This window comes from Embleya sp. NPDC059237, assembly GCF_042754105.1.
Taxonomy (GTDB): domain Bacteria; phylum Actinomycetota; class Actinomycetes; order Streptomycetales; family Streptomycetaceae; genus Embleya.
In genome coordinates this window covers 330,625-349,064 of sequence record NZ_JBHZAE010000006.1, presented here as the reverse complement: position 1 = coordinate 349,064, position 18,440 = coordinate 330,625, and the positions used below count along the sequence as shown (strand labels likewise).

The window sequence follows — 18,440 nt, the reverse complement described above, 5'->3', positions numbered from 1 at the left end:
CCATTGCCGAGCACCGGATCGACGATTTCATCCATGTCGATCGGCTATTTTGAGGATTATGCTCGAACCGGACGACCTCGATCGTGGCCTGATCCACGCCCTCCACACGGACGCCCGCGCCCCGTTCACCCTCATCGCCGACGTCCTGGGCACGTCGACGCAGACCGTGGCCCGCCGCTACCGCCGCCTGCACGCCGAGGCCGGCCTGCGCGTGGTCGCCCTGCCGAGCCCGCGCAGCACCCGCGCGCACCAGTGGTTCGTACGGTTGACCGCCGCCACCCGCACCGCCCACGACATCGCGGTCGCACTGGCCCGCCGCGCCGACACCTCGTGGGTGCGGCTGACCTCCGGCGGTACCGAGATCGTCGCGATCATCCACACCCCGGCCGGCGGTCCCGACGCCCATTCCCTCCTGCTGCGCGACATCCCGCGCACCGCGGGCATCACCGCCGTGTCGGCGCACTACCTGCTGCACACCTACCTGGGCGGGCCCACCCCGTGGCGTGGCCGGCTCGGCGCGCTCACCCCCGAGCAGGAGGCCCGGCTGCGCGGCCGCGACACCCCCGCCGACCCCCCACACGGCGAGCCGTACCCGCTCACCGACGCCGACCTGCGCCTGCTGGCCGCATTGCGCGAGGACGGCCGGGCCGGCTACGCGGAACTGGCCGCCGCGACCGGGTCCACACCCGCCACCGTCACCCGTCGGCTGACCGAACTGCGGGCCCGCGGCGCGGTGTTCTTCGACATCGACCTCGAACCGGCCGTACTCGGCGCCACCGTGTCCGCGCTGTTGTGGATGCAGGTCGCCCCCAGCCGCCTCGACGAGGTCGCCCACACGTTGGCGGGCCACCACGAACTCGCCGTCGTGGCCGCCACCACCGGCCCCACCAACCTGGTCGCACACGCCCTGTGCCGCGACGCGGAGGACCTGCACCGATACCTGATCCATCGGCTCGCCCTGGACGCCATCACCCGAATCGAGACCGCACCGGTCCTGCGCACCTACAAGGCCGCCGCCACACTGCGCGCCTGACCCGAAGATCCCCCGTTCATCCCCTCATCCCCTCTCGCCGATCGGGATCCGGACCGCCCGCGCGTGTCGGTGACCGTCAGTAGGTTCGTATCCGTACCCGCCGATCGTTTCCGACTCGGCGTGGAATCCCCCTCGGTGCAAAGGAGATGGTGTGTTGTCGGCATGGGAGGAGTCGAGCGTGGCGCGGGTGCTGCCACCCGCTCGGCCGCGCAAACTCGCCAAGGTGCCGTTCGTCGAACTGGCCGACGGGCGCCTGCAGGGTGTGGTGTCCAGCGGTTCGGACATCGGGCGGGTCTATGTGTCCTCGGTCGCCGCCGGGGACTTCGCGTTCACGTGCAGTACCAACAACAACCGCCCCTGCGGCGGCGCGCACGGGTCGTTCTGCAAGCACATCGAAGCCCTGATCGGCGAGGCCGTGCTGCAATACGGCGCCGAACGTGTCGCCCGCTACCTGCGGGTCGAACTCGCGAACGGGCAATCCGACGCGTGGCACATCACCCGAACCATGGCCGCGACCCGCCCGCCGCAGGGGGACAAGACGGCCGCCGCGCCCGTGTTCAGCAGGTTCCTGCGCCACCTGGCCTACCTCGAACTCGTCCCCACCACCGCGCCGCTGCCGGAGATGCAGTGGTTCCCGCCGACGAGGGCGGTGGCCTGATGCGCGCCGACCTGCTCGTCGAACCCGTCGCCGGGCTCGACGAAGTCCTCGCCGTGGTGGACGCCTTCGACCGCACCCTCGTCGGCGGCCTGCTGCGCCCCCACCCCACCCAGGCCGGTGCCCTCTCCGAACTGGCCGCCGCCGTCGCCGGTACACCCCTGGCCGGCCGCGTCGCGGAGGCGGCCGAGAAGGCGGCGGCCGGCACCGCGAGCGAGGACCACCTCGTCGCGCTCGCCGCCGCCCGTACCGCACTCCTGGGCGCCGCCCACGACGCGCTCGTGGCCCGCGCCGACGAGGCGACCGGGCGCGTCCTCGGCGAGGAAGCGCAAGCGGTCCCGGTGGGGGAGGGCGAGCCGGTGCCGAACCTGCTGATCGCCGCCCGCACCTGGCTCGCCGACCTGGCCCGAGCCGGCTGGCAGGGCATCGACCACGACCTGATCGCCGACTCCGCGCCGGTCGTCTTCGCGATGTTGCCCGACCCGACGCTGCGCCGCCTGGCCACGCTGCTCGACGGGTTCTCCGCCGAACTGGCCGCGTCCTGCCCGGGTGCGACTCTGGAGCGCATCCCGCTGCGCCGCTGGGCCGACCTGTGGTCGCGCGCCCTGCTGTCGACCCAGGCGCGGGTCGACGCCGGACCGGCGATCGGCACGGCCACCGGGCGCCTGCTGCCGCTGGGCGTCGACGTCCAGGAGCACACGACCGCCGCACAGGCCCAGGTACACGCCGTCTTCGAGCCCGCCGACGGGGGCCCGCCGCGCCTGGTCCGGGCGAGCGTGTCCGTGCCCAAGCCGGACACGATCGTCGGCGTCGGCGTCTGGCAACTCCTGCGCCCCCACCTGTCGTTGCTCACCGCCACCGGCGAGGGCCGGGCGATGGACCTGACCGACATGCCGATCACCACCGAGGGCGACCTGATCTGGGACGACGCACACGCGCGCAGCGGCGAACCGGCCGACGCCTTCGTCACCGCCCGGGTCGCGCTGCCCACCGCCGTCGCGGCACCGACCGCGCCGCTCGACCGGCACCCGACGCGGATCTCGATCCCGGTGTTCCTGGAGGGGTACGCCGTTACGGAGGACGGCGCACCCGCGTTGGCGCTCGCTGGTGGACACCACGTCCCCCTCGACGTCGACCGGATACCGGCCGCTGGCCCGCTCACGCCCGAGGCGGTCGCGACCTCCACCGCGTGCATCGGCCTGCTGCGCTGGGACGCCGGGGCGTTCCGGATCCAGCCGCTCGCCGTCGAGACCACCGTCAAGAAGAAGACCGTCGCGCTGCACGCCGGCGCCTGGGCCGGCGGCACCACCGACAAGCTCGGCGTCAAGGCCGAGAAGGCCGGCACCGAAGCCGTCGCCGCACTGCGCGAGCGGGCCGGAAAGCTGCTGCGGAAATGACCGATTCCACAGCCGACGGCACCGAACCCACCACCGACGGCACCGAACCGGTCGCCCCCATCGCTGCGTCGGCCGACGACCCGAACGAGAACCGCCGCCAAGTGCTGTATTGGCGACTGCTCGCCCGACTCTTCGACCCCGAGGAGCAGGCCGCGCTGGAATCGGCCTCCGTGGCGGTCGTCGAGGACATCGGCCTGCCGGCCGAACTGCTCGACCCACGCGCCTCGGTCGACTCCATCGTGCAGCGACACCCGGACCTGGCCACCGAGTTCGACGGCCTGATGGTGCCCGAGGCGGACGAGGACGGCCGCGATCGGGCCGCCGAGGTGCGCCGTGCGGCGATGGTGTCCAAGGTGCTGCTCAACGTACTCGCCACCGGCTCCGGCGCGGTCAGCGCCGGACAGTTGGCCGGCTGGCAGTCCGACGCCGGCTGGCTGGAGCGGGCCCTGGGCTGCAGGCCGGGCCAGTTGCGGGGCGGACGCGGCGGCGGTGCGGGCACGGGCGTCTCCCCGACCGGCACCGGCGGCGCCGGCACGCCCGACCTCGGCACCCTGATCCCCGAGATCGGCCCCGAACTCGCCGCCATCGAGGCGGATCTGGTCAAGCGTATGCAGTTGCGCGAAGTGCTCGCCGACCCGGCGCTCGCCGCCCGGCTGACCCCCAGCATGTCGCTGATCGAGCAACTGCTCCGGGACAAGGACAACCTCTCCGGCGTCGCCCTGGCCAACGCCAAGGCGTTGATCCGCCGTTTCGTCGACGAGGTCGCCGAAGTCCTGCGCACCCAGGTGGCCAAGGCCTCCGTCGGCACCCTGGACCGGTCGATCCCGCCCAAGCGGGTGTACCGCAACCTCGACCTCGACCGCACCATCTGGAAGAACCTCACCAACTGGAGCCCGGAGGAGGAACGGCTCTACGTCGACCGCCTCTTCTACCGCCACACCGTCCGCAAGACCACACCCTCGCGGCTGATCGTGGTCGTCGACCAGTCCGGCTCGATGGTCGACTCGATGGTGAACTGCACCATCCTGGCCTCCATCTTCGCCGGGCTGCCGAAGGTGGACGTGCACCTGATCGCCTACGACACCCAGGCGCTCGACCTCACCCCGTGGGTACACGACCCCTTCGAGACGCTGCTGCGCACCAACCTCGGCGGCGGCACCGACGGCACGGTCGCGATGGCGCTGGCCCAACCCAAGATCGCCGAACCGCGCAACACCGTCGTGGTGTGGATCTCCGACTTCTACGAATGGCACACCGATCCCCTCTTCGAGAGCATGGCCGCCATTCATCGCTCGGGGGCCAAGTTCATTCCCGTGGGCTCGGTGACCAGCTCCGGCCGGGCCAGTGTCAATCCCTGGTTCCGGGAGCGATTCAAGGACCTCGGCACGCCGGTGCTCTCCGGCCACATCCGCAAGCTCGTGCACGAACTCAAGACGTTCCTCGGTTAGAAAGGCCTCTCATGTCCGACCTGTTGCGCGCCCCCGCCGAACTCAAGTACGCCGAGGAACTGGACTGGCTGGAGTCGATCGACACCGGCCCCAAGCCCTTCACCTGGCGGCTGTCCCCGAAGATGATCCGCCTGTTCGTGCTCGGCTCCGAGCGCTCCGACGGCCTCGACCGCGAGATCGCGCAGAAGTGGTTCGGCGACCGCAGCATCGTCGAGCGCGCCATCGTCACCCTCGCCTCGGACCGCGGCCTGCTCCTGATCGGCGACCCCGGCACCGGCAAGAGCCGGCTGGCCGAACTCCTCGCCGCCGCGATCTGCCGCGATTCCACCCTGGTCGTCCAGGGCACCGCCGGCACCACCGAGGACCACATCAAGTATTCGTGGAACGTGTCCATGGTGATCGCCAAGGGCCAGTCCCGCGAATCGATGATCCCCTCGCCGATCATGACCGCCATGGAGGCCGGCGCCATCGGCCGCTTCGAGGAACTGACCCGCTCCACCAGCGACGTCCAGGACGCACTCATCTCCATCCTGTCCGAGAAGTACGTCTCGGTGCCCGAACTCGACGACGACGCCATCGTCTTCGCCAAGCCGGGCTTCTCGATCATCGCCACCGCCAACAGCCGCGACCGGGGCGTCAACGATCTGTCCTCCGCGCTCAAGCGCCGCTTCAACTTCGTCCGCATACCGGTGGTGACGAACAAGAAGAGCGAAGCGGAGATCGTGCGCTTCCGCACCGAGGAACTGCTGCGCCGGCACGAGATCGAACTGGAGGTGCCGCCGAACCTGCTGGACGTGCTCCTGCAGAGCTTCGCCGACCTGCGCGCCGCCGCTGCCGCAGCCCGCAGCGACGACGAGAAACTGGAGTCGTCGCTGTCCACCGCCGAGCAGATCGGCGTGCTCGAAGACGCCATCCTGCACAGCAACTTCTTCGGCGAGCGGGCCTTGACCGCACACACCCTCGCCGCCTCGCTGGTCGGCTCGCTGGCCCGCCGCGAGCCGGAGGACCTGGCCATCATCAACAAGTACCTGCACGGCGTGGTCGAGCCGCGCGGCAAGGAGGAGGGCGGCGCGTGGCCGGAGTTCCTGGAGGGCGGTCGCTCGGCGATCGCGGGCCTGTCGTGAGTGGCCCGCCCGAGGGCGCCTTCGACGCCCTGCGCAGCCAACTCCGCGAAGCCGCCGCCACGTTCGCCGACGGACCCGACGCCCTCGGCGAGATCCTGCTCGGCATCGTCGACGACGTCGACCGGGCCGTGCGCGAACCCCTGGAGATCTTCCCCGTCTGCCACCACTCGCCCGCCTCCGCCACCGCCATGGCCCGCCGGCTGCGGGAGAAGCAGCCGAAGGTGGTCTACCTGGAGCTGTGCGAGGACATGGCGCCGTTGCTCACCGAACTGCGCAACTGCACGCTGCCGGTGGCCGTCCAGTCCTTCGCCAGTGAGATCGAGGGGTTCCCGCTCGACTGGGCTCCGCTGTCCGTGGTCGCGCCGATCACCGAGGCGTCGGCCGAATACCAGGCGATCGCCTACACGTTGGACACCCCCGGTACCGAACTGGTCCTGGTCGACCGCTCCTCGGACCACGTGTTCCAGTGGGAGCCGCGCGGCGGCGAAGGGACCGCGCCCGCCGTGCCCGCCGACCCGGACGCGTCGCCGGCCGAGGAGGAGAGCGCGCTGCACGGCGACTCCGTCGGCCTGGAGATCGGCGACCTGCGCCCGCGGTTTGCCGAACTGGAGGAACACCTGCTGCGCCAAGGCCGGGTCCGGCACTGGTCGGAGTGGTGGCACCAGTACGTCGAACTGCCGCTCGGCGACTGCGACCACGACACCTACCGGCAGGTCATGTTGCTGATCGGCAGCCTGTTCCGCCGGCTGGCCCCGGGCGACGAGCGCCGGGTGCGGGTGGACGAGGACCGCGAGCGCTACATGTGGACCCGGATGCGCGAGCACCTGGCCGCGAGCGGCACCGACCCCGCCGACTGCCTCTACGTCTGCGGCGCGTTCCACGCGGCCTCCCGGGTCGAGGAGTTCGGCGTGCACGGCGCCGACACCTTCGAGATCACCCCGCGTACCGCCACCACCTGGCAGCACGGGCTGATCCCCTCCAGCCATGCCGCGATCGAGGCACAGTTCGGCCTCGCGGCCGGCTCGGTGACGATCGCCGCCTCGGTGTGGGCGAAGAACCTCACTCGCAGCGGAGTGAAACCCTTTCGGCTCACCGGGCAGGCGGGGGCGAGGAAGAAGAGCACGAAGCCCGCGAAACGCGCGGCGGCGGTCGCCTCGCAGGGCTCGTCCGCGTCGCCCGACCCGTCCGCCCTGCCGGCCGACAAGCTGTCCGGGTTCCTGCGTCGTGCGCCGGTCCTGGACCGGCTGGACGAGGAGGAACTGCTCGGCTGGTCCGTGGACATCGTGCGCGCCGCGCGCCGCAACGGCTACCTGGCCTCGACCGCCGACGCGATCGCCGTGTTCGAGACGTCGATCCTGCTGGCCGGGCTGCGCGACCGGGCCAAGCCCACGCCGTACGACTTCCAGGACGCGGCGGTCACCTGCATCGAGAAGGACCGGGTGCCCGGCCGGCGCGACGTGCGCCGGCTCGTCGAGATCATGATGGGCGGCGACCGGATCGGCCGGGTCGGCTACGACGCGCTGCCGCCGCTGGCCCGCGACGTGCACGACCGGCTCGCGCCCCTGGGCCTGAGACTGGAACAGCGCGGTGTGCGACGGGCGTTGCTCGACATTGCCGGGCAACCCGAACTGGAGCGCTGCTCCGATGTGTTGTGGATGTTGCGCTACCTGATGCCGCCGGGCGCGGCCCGGCCGATCATGGGCGAGCGGCGGCTCGGCGAACGCTCCATCCAAGAGTCGTGGGACCTGGCCCTGGGCACCCACCAGCGGGCGCTGATCGAGCTCGGCTACGAGGGCGTCAGCATCGAACAGGTCCTGGAGCAGCGGCTGCGGCGCGCGGCGTACGGGCCGAACGCGACGACCGCGAGCGTGTTGGCGGCGGTCGAGGACGCCACGCTGTACCTGCACAGCCGCCGACTCGCCGACGAACTGGGCACGCGGGCGCTGGAGGTGCTGGCCACCGAGCGCAGCGTCGACGGCGCGCCGGAGGTACTGCGCCGGGTGCGCCGGGTGCTGGCGTACTACCGGACCAGCGAATCGGTGCTGCCGGCGTGGATCGAGTCGTTCGTCAAGTCCGGATACGCGCACTACTGCACGCTGTTGCCGACGGCGTTCGCCGACGACGACGCGACGGTGCGGCAGGTCGCCGCGACGCTGGGCTTCCTGTTCGGCATGGAGAGCCTGGCGCTGTCCCTGGGCTGCGACCGCACGCAACTGGAGCTGGCGGTCGCCCAGTCCCACCCGGAGGAGCCGTCGAAGGTGGCGCTGCTGTGGGCGGGGCAGGTCCACCTCGGTGGGTTGTCCCGAGCGGAATTGCGCTCGCGCTGCGACGAGTTGCTCGGCAATCCGCTGGTGCTGCCGGCCTACCCGCGCTACCTGAGCGGGTTGGTGTACGCGTTGGAGCCGGTGCCGGCGCTGACCGACTTCGTCGTGGAGGCGGTGTCCAACGCCTTCGCCCGCCTGCCGGATTCGGTGTTGTTGCCGTGGTTGCCGACCCTGATCGGCACGCTGCGCGCCGGCGGCGCCGAGTTCGCGCCGCTGCTGATTCGCGAGGCCGGGCGGATCTTCCCGGGTCGACTGGCTGCGCTGGACGAGTGGGTGCCGCCGTGGCGGGCGCAACCGGCCCCGCCGGCGTCGGCGGTGTCCCGGGCCTCGGGCGGGGCACGTGGCCTGGCCCTCCTCGTCGCGCATCCGCACACGTGTGACGCGGTGGCGCGGTTGCTGGGGTGCGAGGGCACGTGGGAACCGGGTGCGGGCGACGGGCCGGCGGGCGCGGCCCTGCTCGGCCGGTATCCGGCGACGGCGGAGGCTGTCGAGGCGCTGTTGGCCGGCTGAGCGTACGGCCGGACAGGGCCCGGGGGCACGGCACGCCCCGACCACGGCCGGGTGGGGACGGTTCGACGCCGTCCGCACCCGGCCGTGCGCGGTTTCAGGAACCGCTGCCGGGCCGGTCCTTGGTACGGGCGGCGTAGCCGGCCAGGCCGTCGGCCATCCGTTGCATGAAGCGGGTCAGATACCACCGCCAGAACGGGCCCGAGAGCGGCAACTTCGGCTCGAAGGTCGCCGACCAGGTGATGTCGGTGCCGCCCGCGGACGCCGGGGTGAGGTCGACGGTGCCGCGAAAGGACCGGAACGGGCCGCCCTCGTTCGTGTAGCGGAAGTGCCGGTCGGCGACCAGCTCGACGATGCGTTCCCGGGCGGCCCCCCGGCCGGTCCGGAAGACCCGGACGTCGCCGACCTGCTGCGGGGCCTCGGGATCGCCGTCGCCCTCGACGGCGGCGGAATCGATCGGCGACCACTTTGGCCAGGTGGCGGCCCGGAGGAGGACCGCGAAGACCGCGTCGGGGCTCGCGGGGGAATGGGAGGTCACGATGTAGATGTAAGGCACGTCGTCACGCTAGGACGGCGCCGGCGGCTCGGGACATGCGCCGGATTGTCCACCCGTCGCGGAAATCTTGCGGTACTCCGACGGGCGCACCCCGACATGCGCGAGGAAGGCCGAGGACAGGCTGCCGGGCCCGGCGAAGCCGCAGCGCTCGGCGATCCGCGTGATGGTGAGGTCGGTGTCGTCGAGCAGTCGCCGGGCGTGTTCGATCCGCAGCCGGGTGAGGAACGCGTGCGGGGTCTCGCCGGTGGTTCGGCGAAAGACCCGGATGAAGTGGTAGACGCTCAGGTGTACTTCGGCGGCGAGATCGGCCAGCGTGAGGGGATGGGCCAGGCGTTCGCGCATGATCGCGACGGCCCGCCGGACGGCCGAGGGTTCGGGGCCGGGGACCCGCTGATCCCGGCCCCGGGCCAGCAGGTGGGTCACCAGGACCGTCGCGGCCGATTCCGCGTAGACGTCGGTCGCGCCCGCGACGGTCGGCAGGGCACGTACGACCTGTTCGACGAGGGTGTCACCCGCGGCCAGGCCGCCGGCCATGGCCTCGAAGTCCGGCTCGGGTCCGCCCAGTTCGGCGGCCACCCGGACCACGGTCGCACGCGGGACGTGTATCTGGACGGTCCGCATCGGCGGCGTCGCGCGGTAGCTGCGCACGGTCGTTTGACCCGGGAGCATCAACTCCAGCCGGCCCGGCACCCAGCGACGGCGGGTGGGTTTTCCGCCGGCCCGGATCCGCATGTCCGCTTCACCGCTCGTGTAGAGCACGAGATGCAGGTCGGTGACTCCCGGCAGCGGAAAATCCTCGGCCTCCCGCGCGTGCGTGAAGCTCTGGACCAGCAGGGAGCGCCAGCCGGCGTCCTGCCAACTACAGAAGGTGCGCCGCACGACGCCGTCCATGTCGACGTCGGTATACGGCGCAAGGTCGAAGTCGGACGAGTCGAACACCCCACGATTCTCGCACCCCCCGCCGCGTCGCCGGAGGTGTCCGACCCGTCGGGTCGGGCAGAGGAGAGGTTCGGGCCGTCTCGAGGCCCGCCGGATTCATGTCGCATCACCGGCTGAGAGGGCATCATGCAGATCGCTGTCACCACCCCGACCGGGAACGTCGGCCGGCACGTTGTCGCCATGCTGGTCCGGGCCGGACTTCGGCCGCGCGTCCTGCTGCGCGATCCGGGCCGACTGGCGCCCGAACTGCGCGACTACGTGGACGCCGTACGGGTCGACCAATTCGAGGCCGACACGGTGGTGGCCGCCACCGAGGGCGTCGACGCGCTGTTCTGGGTGGATCCGACCACCGGCGGCGAGGACCCCCTGGCCGACTACGCGCGCGCCACGGACAGTGTGGTCCACGCCGTCACCGACAACCGGATCGGCAGGGTCGTCTTCCAGAGCAGCGTGGGCGCCGAGAAACGGCACGGCGCCGGTGAGATCGACGGCCTCGCGCACACCGAAACCGCCCTGGACAAGATCGACGTCGACGTCACCCATCTGCGCTGCGGCTACTTCTTCACCAACCTCGAACTGCAACCGGATGCCCTGCGTGCGGGCACCCTCGAGGTGATCCTGCCGCTCGACCAACCGATGGCCTGGGTGGCGCCCCGCGACATCGCCGAGGTCGCGGTCACCCGGCTGCTGTCTCCCGACTGGTCCGGGCACCGCGTACGCGCCGTACACGGGCCGGCCGACCTCACCTGGCGGCAGGTCGGCGACATCCTCACCGCCGCCACGGGTCGGCGGATCGGCGTCGAGCGCATCACCGACGACGCCATGCGCGAGCGGCTCCTCGGGGCCGGCATGACGGATGGACTGGTCGAGGCGGTGCTCGGGATGTCCACCGGGCTTCGGGAGGACTTCGTGCCGGAACAGCCCCGCACCGTCGAGACCACCACCACGACCACCCTCGCCGCCTGGGCCTACGACCACCTCCGCCACCGGATCGCCGACGCGGCATAGGAGACAGGGTCGCTCGACACCCCGACCGGACCGGGCGCAGCGCGTGTCCACATGCCCGACGGGATGATCTACTGGCCCCGGCAGAGGAGTTGTTCGGACGAAGGGTTCGCGTCGTGTTGATCGATCTCACCGGGAAGACCGCTCTGGTCACCGGTTCCACGCAGGGCATCGGGGCCGCGATCGCGAAGGGCCTTGCCGAAGCGGGAGCGGAGGTCGCCGTCAACGGACGTACGCCGGAATCGGTCGCGGCGGCCCTGGAGCGGCTGCGCAAGGACGTACCGGAGGGTCGATTCCGGGCCGCGCCCGGCGATATCGCCGAGGACGAGGGAGCGGCGAGGGTGTTGTCCGCCGTCCCGTCGGTGGACATCCTGATCAACAACCTCGGCATCTTCGGGACCCGGCCGGCGTTGGAGATCGACGACGCCGAATGGCGGCGCTACTTCGAGGTCAACGTGCTCACCGCCGTCCGGATGACCCGCGCCTACCTGCCCGGGATGCAGACTCGCGGCTGGGGACGGATCCAGAACATCGCGAGCGACTCGGCGATCGCCACGCCGGCGGAGATGATCCAGTACGGCATGTCCAAGACGGCGTTGTTGGCGGTCTCGCGCGGCTTCGCCAAGGAGGCGGCCGGGAGCGGTGTCACGGTCAACTCGGTGATCGCCGGCCCCACGCACACCGGCGGAGTCGAGGACTTCGTCTACGAGTTGGTGGATCCCGCCCTGCCGTGGGACCGGGCGCAACGCGAGTTCATGCGCCTGCACCGCCCGCAGTCGCTGATCCAGCGGCTGATCGAACCCGAGGAAATCGCCAACATGGTGGTCTACTTGAGCTCCCCCTTCGCCTCGGCGACCACGGGCGGCGCCCTTCGCGTGGACGGCGGCTACGTCGACGCGATCACCCCCTGAGCCGATCGGCTGCCGGATCCGGGGAGCGGGCCCCCAACTGCCCGCCCCCCGGGAGCCAAAGGTCGGGCCCTACCCGACATCGACCTTCGGCGACCGCGAGAACCGGAATACGATCCGGATCCGGCTCTCGGAGGGTATGACGTTTCGCGATCCGGCAGTGTGACGGGTCCGGCCGAAAAGTTTCCGGGGCCGGTGCGCGCGGAGGCGAGGGCGGTGCCGCCGACGGGGGCGGCCGGACAGGGCCCGGGCCACCCACCGAGGGATCGCGCGAGCGCGGCGCGTGGGATCAGGCTCGGATGAGGTGGCGGGGGAGGGCGTGGGCCTTGCGGCCCGTGGGAGTGGTGATGGTGCGGGCGGCGAGCAGGGCGTCGATCACGGCTTCCTCGACGCAGTCCATGGCGGCGGTGAACAGGGTTTCCAGGTGGGCCTGTTCGAGGTCCGCCGGGGAGCCCTGGGAGGCGGTGGAGAAGGCCAGGCCATAGTCGCCGTTGCCGCGACCGAGCGTGGCGCCGACGCGGCGGAGGGCGAATACGCCGCGGGCCGCGATGCGGGACAACTGCCTTGCCGTGCACGGGACATCGACGGCCAGTACGACCACGCAGGAGCTGTGCGGGGCGGCCGGACCGGCGCTCGCCAGGCCCAGGCCGACCGGCGTCACCGATCGCCCGAGGAGGCGCAACTCCCCGTCCATGTCGGCCTGGACGAGCGCACCCACGGTCGCGGACCGGGCACCGAGCGACACCCGGCGCGACGCCGACCCGATGCCGGCCTTGAAGCCGAGGGCACACGCCCCCGCGCCGCCGCCGACGCTGCCCAGCTCGACCGGACCGTCGTGCGCACCCGTCAACGCGGCCGAGACGTGCTCCCGGGTGAGCGGCCGCCGAACCACCGGAGCCGGCCACGCGTCGTCGGTCCCGCCGACCACCGGCCGGTCCGGGTGATCCGAGACCCGGCTCGGCGTCGAGGTGAGCAGGATCGGCGTCGCCAACTCGGCCCGCTCCACCATCTGGGTGACCCCGACCGACTTCCCGTGGCCGCTGCCGAGGTACATCCCCGCCGCCAACGACCGGGCCTCCCGCATCGCGGTGGGTACGATCGCGGTCACCCCCGAGCGCACCCCCTCGGCCTCGTCCACGAGCGTCGTATGCCCCACCAGCACGCCCGACACGTCGGTGATCGTATTGTGCGGACCCGTCGCGAACCGCCCGACCCGGTGCCCCGCGTCCCGGAACCGCAGCGCGCGCACCGGGTCTCGCTCTGCCTCGTTCACGGTCGACCCGGCCTTTCTCGGGGGAACAACAACCCCGATTCTCACCGGCTCCCGATCGTCGATCTCCGTCGTGGGGTCCGAATTTCGCCACGCCGTTTGGGGTCTTCCGCCAAAAGACGCTCGGCGCCCGCGTGCGGACGGTGCGTGACGACGGTGGGCTCGCGCAACAGGCGCAGCGCGAGCGCGGCTTCGGAGCCGCGGAGGCCCGCTCGCGCGGCCGCGCGGGCCCGTTCAGTCGAGTGCGGGAGCGGTGGGGCGTCCCGCGACCAGGCGGCGCAGCAGGGTGGTGAGCAGGTCGCGGTCCGGCTCGGGCAGGGTGGCGAACCAGTCCAGTTCGCGGCGGGAGTGGGCGGCGAACGCCTCGGCGATCGATGCGCGGCCCTGCTCGGTCAGGGCGACCAGGACCGCGCGCTTGTCCTCGGCGACGGGCCGGCGCTCGACCAGGCCGTCGCGTTCCAGGGTGTTGATCGCGTTGGTGAGCGCCGAGCGGGACAACACCGACAATTCGGCGAGCCGGGCGGGCTGGGTGGGGCCGAGTATCCACAGCTTGAACATGATGCGAAAGCCCGGCAGGGTCCACCCGCGCGGCCGATGCACGGTGGCCTCGAGGTCGGCGACCAGCAGATACGCCACGTGCAGCAGGTGGTAGCCCAGGTCGAACGCGCCGGGATCGGTGTCCGGCGCCAGCTCGACGATGCGTTCGCGCGCCTGGTCGGCGTACCGGACGTCCGGCAGTCGGGTCGGCTCGGCGGGGGGTGTCGCGCGCGGCGTCATACGTTCCGTCTCGCTCGGTGGGTGGGGTGGTGCGGGTGTGTCGTGCCCATCCTGCACGTGGCGCACATCCTGCCAAGAGTCCTTGCGCAATCCGGTCCCTGCCCCCAGGATGAGCAAAGTTGTTATGGCTGAAACAATCTATTGCTCCGGGAGGCCTTCGTGCGCGTCATCGTCGCCGGGGGAGGAATCGGCGGTCTGACCGCCGCGCTGTCGCTGCACGCGGCGGGAATCACGGATGTCACCGTCCTGGAGGCGGCGGCCGAGATCCGTCCGCTGGGCGTGGGCATCAACGTATTGCCGCACGCCGTACGCGAGTTGACCGAACTCGGCCTGGCCGACCGGCTGGCCGCGCTGGGCGTGCCGACCGGCGAGCTGGCCTACTTCAACCGGTTCGGCCAGGCCATCTGGTCCGAGCCGCGCGGGCTCGGCGCCGGGTATCGCTGGCCGCAGTACTCGGTGCATCGCGGTGGCCTCCAGATGTTGCTCCTGGACGCGGTGCGCGAACGCCTGGGTACCGACGCGGTGCGCACGGGCCGGCCGGTCACCTCGTACGAGGACCTGCCGCAGGGCGTGCGCGTGCACACCGCCGCCGGGCCGCTCGACGGCGACGTGCTGATCGCCGCCGACGGGATTCGCTCGGCGATCCGCCGGCAGCTCTTCCCCGAGGAAGGCGCGCCGCCGTGGAACGGCCTCGTGTTGTGGCGCGGCACCACCCGCGCGCCCGCGTTCCGTTCCGGGCGGACCATGATCATGGCCGGCGACGGGACGGAGAAGTTCGTCGCCTATCCGCTGACGCCCGAGCCGGATGCCGACGGCAACCTGCTGCTGAACTGGATCGCCGAACGCCCGCTCGACACCCCGCCGCCCGCCCCCGGCGACTGGAACCGCAGGGCCGAACCCGCCGACGTATTGCGGCACTTCGGCGAGTGGCGGTTCCCGTGGCTGGACATACCCTCGGTGATCGCCGCCGCCGACGCGGTGTACGAGTATCCGATGGTGGACCGCGATCCGCTGCCGCGCTGGACCCATGGCCGGGTCACCCTGCTCGGCGACGCCGCGCACGCGATGTACCCCATCGGGTCCAACGGCGCCTCGCAGGCGATCCTCGACGCGCGGGTGCTGGCGTGGCGGCTCGCCACGCACCCGGTCGACGACGCGCTGGCCGGCTACGAGGCCGACCGCCGACCGGCGACGACCGCCATCCAGCTGGCCAACCGGGACCTGGGGCCGGAGATCGTGATGCGCCTGGTCCACGAACGGGCGCCGCAGGGTTTCACGAACATCGACGACGTGCTCACCCCGGCCGAACGCGAGGACGCGGCGGCCGGCTACAAACGCGTCGCCGGCTTCGACCCCACGCTCCTCAACGAGCGCGCGTCGTACACCGTCGACACGGGGAGCCGGCCGTGAACGCGGACCCGTCCCGGACCGAGCCGGACCCGAACGCGGAACCCACCTCGCGGGAACCGGAGTTGGAGCCGGAGTCCGAGCCCGAGCCGGAGCCGGAGCCGTTCCCGGGAACGGCGCCCTACCCCTCGCCCTCCCCGAAGCTCAGCTTCCTCGCCCGCTTCCGGGTGGACCTGGACACCATGCTCGACCTCGGCGGCACCCCCTGGGGCGAGCGCCGGATCATCCCGATCGTCGGCGGTTCCTTCGAGGGCCCACGGCTGCGCGGGGACATCCTTCCGGGTGGCGGCGACTGGCAGATCGTGCACCCCGACGGTGCCGCCGAGATCGACACCCGCTACACCCTGCGCACCGACGACGAGGCGCTGATCCACCTGACCACCACCGGACTCCGGTACGGCCCGCCCGAGGTCATGGCCCGACTACGGCGGGGCGAAAACGTGGATCCGCGCAGCTACTACTTCCGGCTCGTCTGCCGCTTCGAGACGGGCGACGCCCGGTACGCCGGGCTCAATCGCACCATCGCCGTCGCGGCGGCGATGCGCAGCGCGAACACCGTCCGGTACGAGGCACACGCGCTGGTGTAGCGCGTCGGCGCGGTGGGCGGCCACGACGGGGCCCACCGCGCCGAAGCCGCGCTCAGCCCGTGATCACGGCGAGCGCGAACCCGTCCCACCCCTTGTCGCCGACCGTCTGCACGGCGGTGGCGTCGAGGCGGGGATCCTTGGCGAGCAGTTCGAGCGTCGTACGCACACCCTGGGCGCGCACGCCGCCCGCCGCCGGGTCGAGGACGGCGCCGCCCAGCACGACGTTGTCCAGGACGAGCACCGCGCCGACCCGGGCCAACCGCAGGGACCACTCCAGGTAGTGCGGGTAGTTGTCCTTGTCGGCGTCGATGAACACCAGGTCGAACGGCTCACCGTCCTCGGCGTCCAGGATCGGCAGCGTCTCCAGGGCCGGCCCGACCCGGACCTCCACCCGATCGGCCAGGCCCGCCCGCGCGATGTTCGCCCGGGCCACCTCGGCATGGCGCGGCGCGTATTCGAGCGTGACCAGCCGGCCGTCCTCGGGCAGCGCGCGGGCGAGATGGATGGTGCTGTACCCGCCGAGCGTGCCGATCTCCAGGATGCGCCGAGCCCCCCGGATCCGGGCCAGGAGATGCAGGAACCGGCCCTGATGCGCGGTGACCGCGATCGGCGGCAGACCCGCCGCGTCGCTCTCCCGCTGTGCGGCCCGCAACACCTCGTCGTCGGGGCCGAGCAGATCGGTGAAGTATCCGTCCACGGCGCTCCATTGCTGCTGTGACACGAAGCAATTCCTCTCCTCGACCAAGCACGGAACACCCGTGGCCCTCCGACGATGCCGGCCGGATCCCACCCGGCACAGCCCGAGCCCCGCGCCTGATGGATGGTCTCTGAAGTTAGAGGGTTTCACGAGCATTTCTTGACTCTAGTCTCTCACGAGAGTTATAACTTATAACGAAAGGCAAGCCTGCTAAGTCAACGAGGGGAACGTCATGTCAGCCACCTCCGTTTCGCCCGCAACCATCGACCGGCGCGTCCCGCGGGCGGTCACCATCTCCGCCTGGCTGGTCCCCGTCATGGTCTTGGCCCAATTCGCCCTGATCGCCGTCGTTCCGGTCGCCATCGCCCTGATCGGCGCGCTCACCCGGGTCGCCGATCGGTCGGTGCGCGCGACGGCCGCGCTCGTGGCGGTGGCCTTCGCCGTCCCGCTCACGTTCTGGCTCGTGCGCCCCGACGGCGCCCAGAGCCTGTCCAAGGACATCCATCCCGTATTCGTGGCCCTGCTCGTCGCCGCCTCCGCGGCCCTCGTCACCGCCATCCACCGCCCCCGCCGGCGCTGAGGCGACCTGCGACTTCGCACAGGTCCGGTTCGGCTACCCGGGAGACCGGGTCACCCGCTCAGGGCCGGTCGTCGTCGGAGTCCTCGGTGGACAGCAGACCCGCTGTGGCGCCGTCGAGAGCCTCTGCCATCCGGGTGGAGCGGGGGAGCATGGTCTTCTCGTACACCCGGATCGCGTCGGCGACGTCGGCGGCACTCGCGAGCGCGAGGGCGAGTTCGGTGGCATCGAGCATGGCGAGGTTGACGCCGACGCCCAGCGGAGGCATCAGGTGGGCGGCGTCGCCCAGCAGGGTCACCGTCGGGTGGTGCGCCCAGGTGTGCGGGACCGGCAGCGCGAACAGCGGCCGGTCCACGTAGCGTCCGTCGTTGTCGGTGAGCATGCGCCGCAGGCTCGGCGACCAGTCGGCGTACTCGTCGAGGAGCAGCGCGCGGATGCCCTCGGTGTCCTCGATGGTGCGCCCGCTCGCGGCGATCCAGTCGACCGGGACCCGGCGGATGAGGTAGACGCGGATGTGGTCGCCGCTGTTGCGTTGGGCGAACACGGCGCGTTCGCCGTCGGCCGCGGCGGCGCCGCCCCGGCCGACCAGTGCGGCGATCTCGGGGTGCCGCCGCTCGACATCAAGGAAGTGGGCCTCCAGGAAACCCATCCCGGTGTAGGCGGGCACGGCGGGGGAGACCGCCGGGCGCACCCGGGAGAAGGCGCCGTCGGCGCCGATGACCAGATCGGCCTCGACGGTCGTCCCGTCCGCGAAGCGCAACAGCCGGGGCCCGTCGGCGGGTCCGTCGATCGTGTCGAGCGCGTGGCCCCAGTGCACGGTGCCCGGGTGCAGGGAATCCAGGAGCAGCGCGCGCAGGTGGCCGCGGTCGATCTCCGGCTTGAAGAGTTCGTCGGCGGCCGGGACGTGATGGAAGATGATCCGCCCGCTCGGGTCCAGCTTCCGCATCTCCTGGCCCTCCGGACGGGCCCGGGCGAAGAACTCGTCGAGCAGACCGGCCTCGCGCAGCGCGATCTGGCCGTTGTCGGCGTGCAGATCCAGACTGCCGCCCTGGTCGCGTGCGTCGGGGCCCGGGTCGCGGTCGTGGACGGTGACCGGGATGCCATGCCGCTGGAGGATGCGGGCGCAGGTCAGCCCGCCGGGTCCGGCGCCGATGACGCTGATTCGGGCGTGGGCGGGTGCGGGGGAGTTCATGGGGGTTCCTTTCGCCGGCGGAGAGGGCTGTCGGCCG

Annotated in this window: 17 protein-coding genes; 11 read left to right on the top strand and 6 right to left on the bottom strand. The window is 71.8% G+C overall.

Annotation, left to right across the window (positions count from 1 at the left end):
* The first annotated feature begins 58 nt into the window (after positions 1–58).
* The 6 genes from ACFXKZ_RS21130 (at position 59) to ACFXKZ_RS21105 (ending at position 8,491) form a co-directional block, all read left to right on the top strand.
* Entirely contained in the window at positions 59–1,033 is a 975-nt protein-coding gene (locus ACFXKZ_RS21130) for an Lrp/AsnC family transcriptional regulator (protein ID WP_380002431.1), read from the top strand.
* 154 nt (positions 1,034–1,187) lie between these two features.
* Positions 1,188–1,691 (top strand): hypothetical protein, encoded by a 504-nt coding sequence (locus tag ACFXKZ_RS21125; protein WP_380002661.1) that lies wholly within the window; start codon positions 1,188–1,190, stop codon positions 1,689–1,691.
* On the top strand, positions 1,661–3,085 hold the full coding sequence (locus tag ACFXKZ_RS21120; protein ID WP_380002430.1) for a hypothetical protein: 1,425 nt from the start codon (positions 1,661–1,663) through the stop codon (positions 3,083–3,085). Before ACFXKZ_RS21125 ends, ACFXKZ_RS21120 begins: the two co-directional genes overlap by 31 nt.
* Complete coding sequence (locus ACFXKZ_RS21115; protein ID WP_380002429.1) at positions 3,082–4,533, top strand: VWA domain-containing protein; 1,452 nt, start codon at positions 3,082–3,084, stop codon at positions 4,531–4,533. The genes ACFXKZ_RS21120 and ACFXKZ_RS21115 overlap by 4 nt, the downstream gene beginning before the upstream one ends.
* Positions 4,534–4,544: 11 nt before the next feature.
* A complete protein-coding gene (locus ACFXKZ_RS21110) occupies positions 4,545–5,657 on the top strand; it encodes an AAA family ATPase (RefSeq protein WP_380002428.1) in 1,113 nt (370 codons plus the stop codon).
* A complete protein-coding gene (locus tag ACFXKZ_RS21105) occupies positions 5,654–8,491 on the top strand; it encodes a DUF5682 family protein (RefSeq protein ID WP_380002427.1) in 2,838 nt (945 codons plus the stop codon). The genes ACFXKZ_RS21110 and ACFXKZ_RS21105 overlap by 4 nt, the downstream gene beginning before the upstream one ends.
* A 94-nt stretch (positions 8,492–8,585) precedes the next feature.
* Here the strand turns inward: ACFXKZ_RS21105 and ACFXKZ_RS21100 are convergent, their stop codons facing one another.
* Entirely contained in the window at positions 8,586–9,044 is a 459-nt protein-coding gene (locus ACFXKZ_RS21100; RefSeq protein WP_380002426.1) for an SRPBCC family protein, read from the bottom strand.
* 9 nt (positions 9,045–9,053) lie between these two features.
* Positions 9,054–9,983: a helix-turn-helix domain-containing protein gene (locus ACFXKZ_RS21095; RefSeq protein ID WP_380002425.1), complete on the bottom strand. Its 930-nt coding sequence runs from the start codon at positions 9,981–9,983 to the stop codon at positions 9,054–9,056.
* Between the two features lie 126 nt (positions 9,984–10,109).
* Between ACFXKZ_RS21095 and ACFXKZ_RS21090 the strand changes: the two genes are divergently transcribed.
* Together ACFXKZ_RS21090 and ACFXKZ_RS21085 are read left to right on the top strand one after the other, a co-directional pair.
* A complete protein-coding gene (locus ACFXKZ_RS21090) occupies positions 10,110–10,991 on the top strand; it encodes an NAD(P)H-binding protein (protein ID WP_380002424.1) in 882 nt (293 codons plus the stop codon).
* A gap of 113 nt (positions 10,992–11,104) precedes the next feature.
* Positions 11,105–11,899, top strand: coding sequence for an SDR family NAD(P)-dependent oxidoreductase (locus tag ACFXKZ_RS21085; RefSeq protein WP_380002423.1), 795 nt, complete (start codon positions 11,105–11,107; stop codon positions 11,897–11,899).
* 286 nt (positions 11,900–12,185) lie between these two features.
* Here the strand turns inward: ACFXKZ_RS21085 and ACFXKZ_RS21080 are convergent, their stop codons facing one another.
* Both ACFXKZ_RS21080 and ACFXKZ_RS21075 read right to left on the bottom strand, forming a co-directional pair.
* Positions 12,186–13,169, bottom strand: coding sequence for a P1 family peptidase (locus tag ACFXKZ_RS21080; RefSeq protein ID WP_380002422.1), 984 nt, complete (start codon positions 13,167–13,169; stop codon positions 12,186–12,188).
* 231 nt (positions 13,170–13,400) lie between these two features.
* A complete protein-coding gene (locus tag ACFXKZ_RS21075) occupies positions 13,401–13,943 on the bottom strand; it encodes a MarR family winged helix-turn-helix transcriptional regulator (protein ID WP_380002421.1) in 543 nt (180 codons plus the stop codon).
* A gap of 159 nt (positions 13,944–14,102) precedes the next feature.
* Between ACFXKZ_RS21075 and ACFXKZ_RS21070 the strand changes: the two genes are divergently transcribed.
* Positions 14,103–15,353: a flavin-dependent oxidoreductase gene (locus ACFXKZ_RS21070; RefSeq protein WP_380002420.1), complete on the top strand. Its 1,251-nt coding sequence runs from the start codon at positions 14,103–14,105 to the stop codon at positions 15,351–15,353.
* The gene (locus ACFXKZ_RS21065) at positions 15,350–15,937 is read left to right on the top strand and encodes a DUF3237 domain-containing protein (RefSeq protein ID WP_380002419.1); all 588 of its coding nucleotides are present in this window, start codon (positions 15,350–15,352) and stop codon (positions 15,935–15,937) included. The genes ACFXKZ_RS21070 and ACFXKZ_RS21065 overlap by 4 nt, the downstream gene beginning before the upstream one ends.
* Before the next feature lie 52 nt (positions 15,938–15,989).
* Here ACFXKZ_RS21065 and ACFXKZ_RS21060 read toward each other — a convergent pair whose 3' ends face one another.
* Positions 15,990–16,658, bottom strand: coding sequence for an O-methyltransferase (locus tag ACFXKZ_RS21060; RefSeq protein ID WP_380002418.1), 669 nt, complete (start codon positions 16,656–16,658; stop codon positions 15,990–15,992).
* A 208-nt stretch (positions 16,659–16,866) separates the two neighbouring features.
* Here ACFXKZ_RS21060 and ACFXKZ_RS21055 point away from each other — a divergent pair, with 208 nt between their 5' ends.
* Entirely contained in the window at positions 16,867–17,214 is a 348-nt protein-coding gene (locus ACFXKZ_RS21055; protein ID WP_380002417.1) for a hypothetical protein, read from the top strand.
* Between the two features lie 58 nt (positions 17,215–17,272).
* On the opposite strand, the gene ACFXKZ_RS21050 is transcribed toward ACFXKZ_RS21055, so the two are convergent.
* On the bottom strand, positions 17,273–18,403 hold the full coding sequence (locus ACFXKZ_RS21050; RefSeq protein WP_380002416.1) for an FAD-dependent oxidoreductase: 1,131 nt from the start codon (positions 18,401–18,403) through the stop codon (positions 17,273–17,275).
* Between the last annotated feature and the right edge of the window lie 37 nt (positions 18,404–18,440).

Coding starts and splice junctions, on each gene's coding strand:
- ACFXKZ_RS21130 (WP_380002431.1), top strand. CDS start 59: ATGCTCGAACCGGACGACCTCGATCGTGGCCTGATCCACGCCCTCCAC.
- ACFXKZ_RS21115 (WP_380002429.1), top strand. CDS start 3,082: ATGACCGATTCCACAGCCGACGGCACCGAACCCACCACCGACGGCACC.
- ACFXKZ_RS21110 (WP_380002428.1), top strand. CDS start 4,545: ATGTCCGACCTGTTGCGCGCCCCCGCCGAACTCAAGTACGCCGAGGAA.
- ACFXKZ_RS21090 (WP_380002424.1), top strand. CDS start 10,110: ATGCAGATCGCTGTCACCACCCCGACCGGGAACGTCGGCCGGCACGTT.
- ACFXKZ_RS21075 (WP_380002421.1), bottom strand. CDS start 13,943: ATGACGCCGCGCGCGACACCCCCCGCCGAGCCGACCCGACTGCCGGAC.
- ACFXKZ_RS21055 (WP_380002417.1), top strand. CDS start 16,867: ATGTCAGCCACCTCCGTTTCGCCCGCAACCATCGACCGGCGCGTCCCG.
- ACFXKZ_RS21050 (WP_380002416.1), bottom strand. CDS start 18,403: ATGAACTCCCCCGCACCCGCCCACGCCCGAATCAGCGTCATCGGCGCC.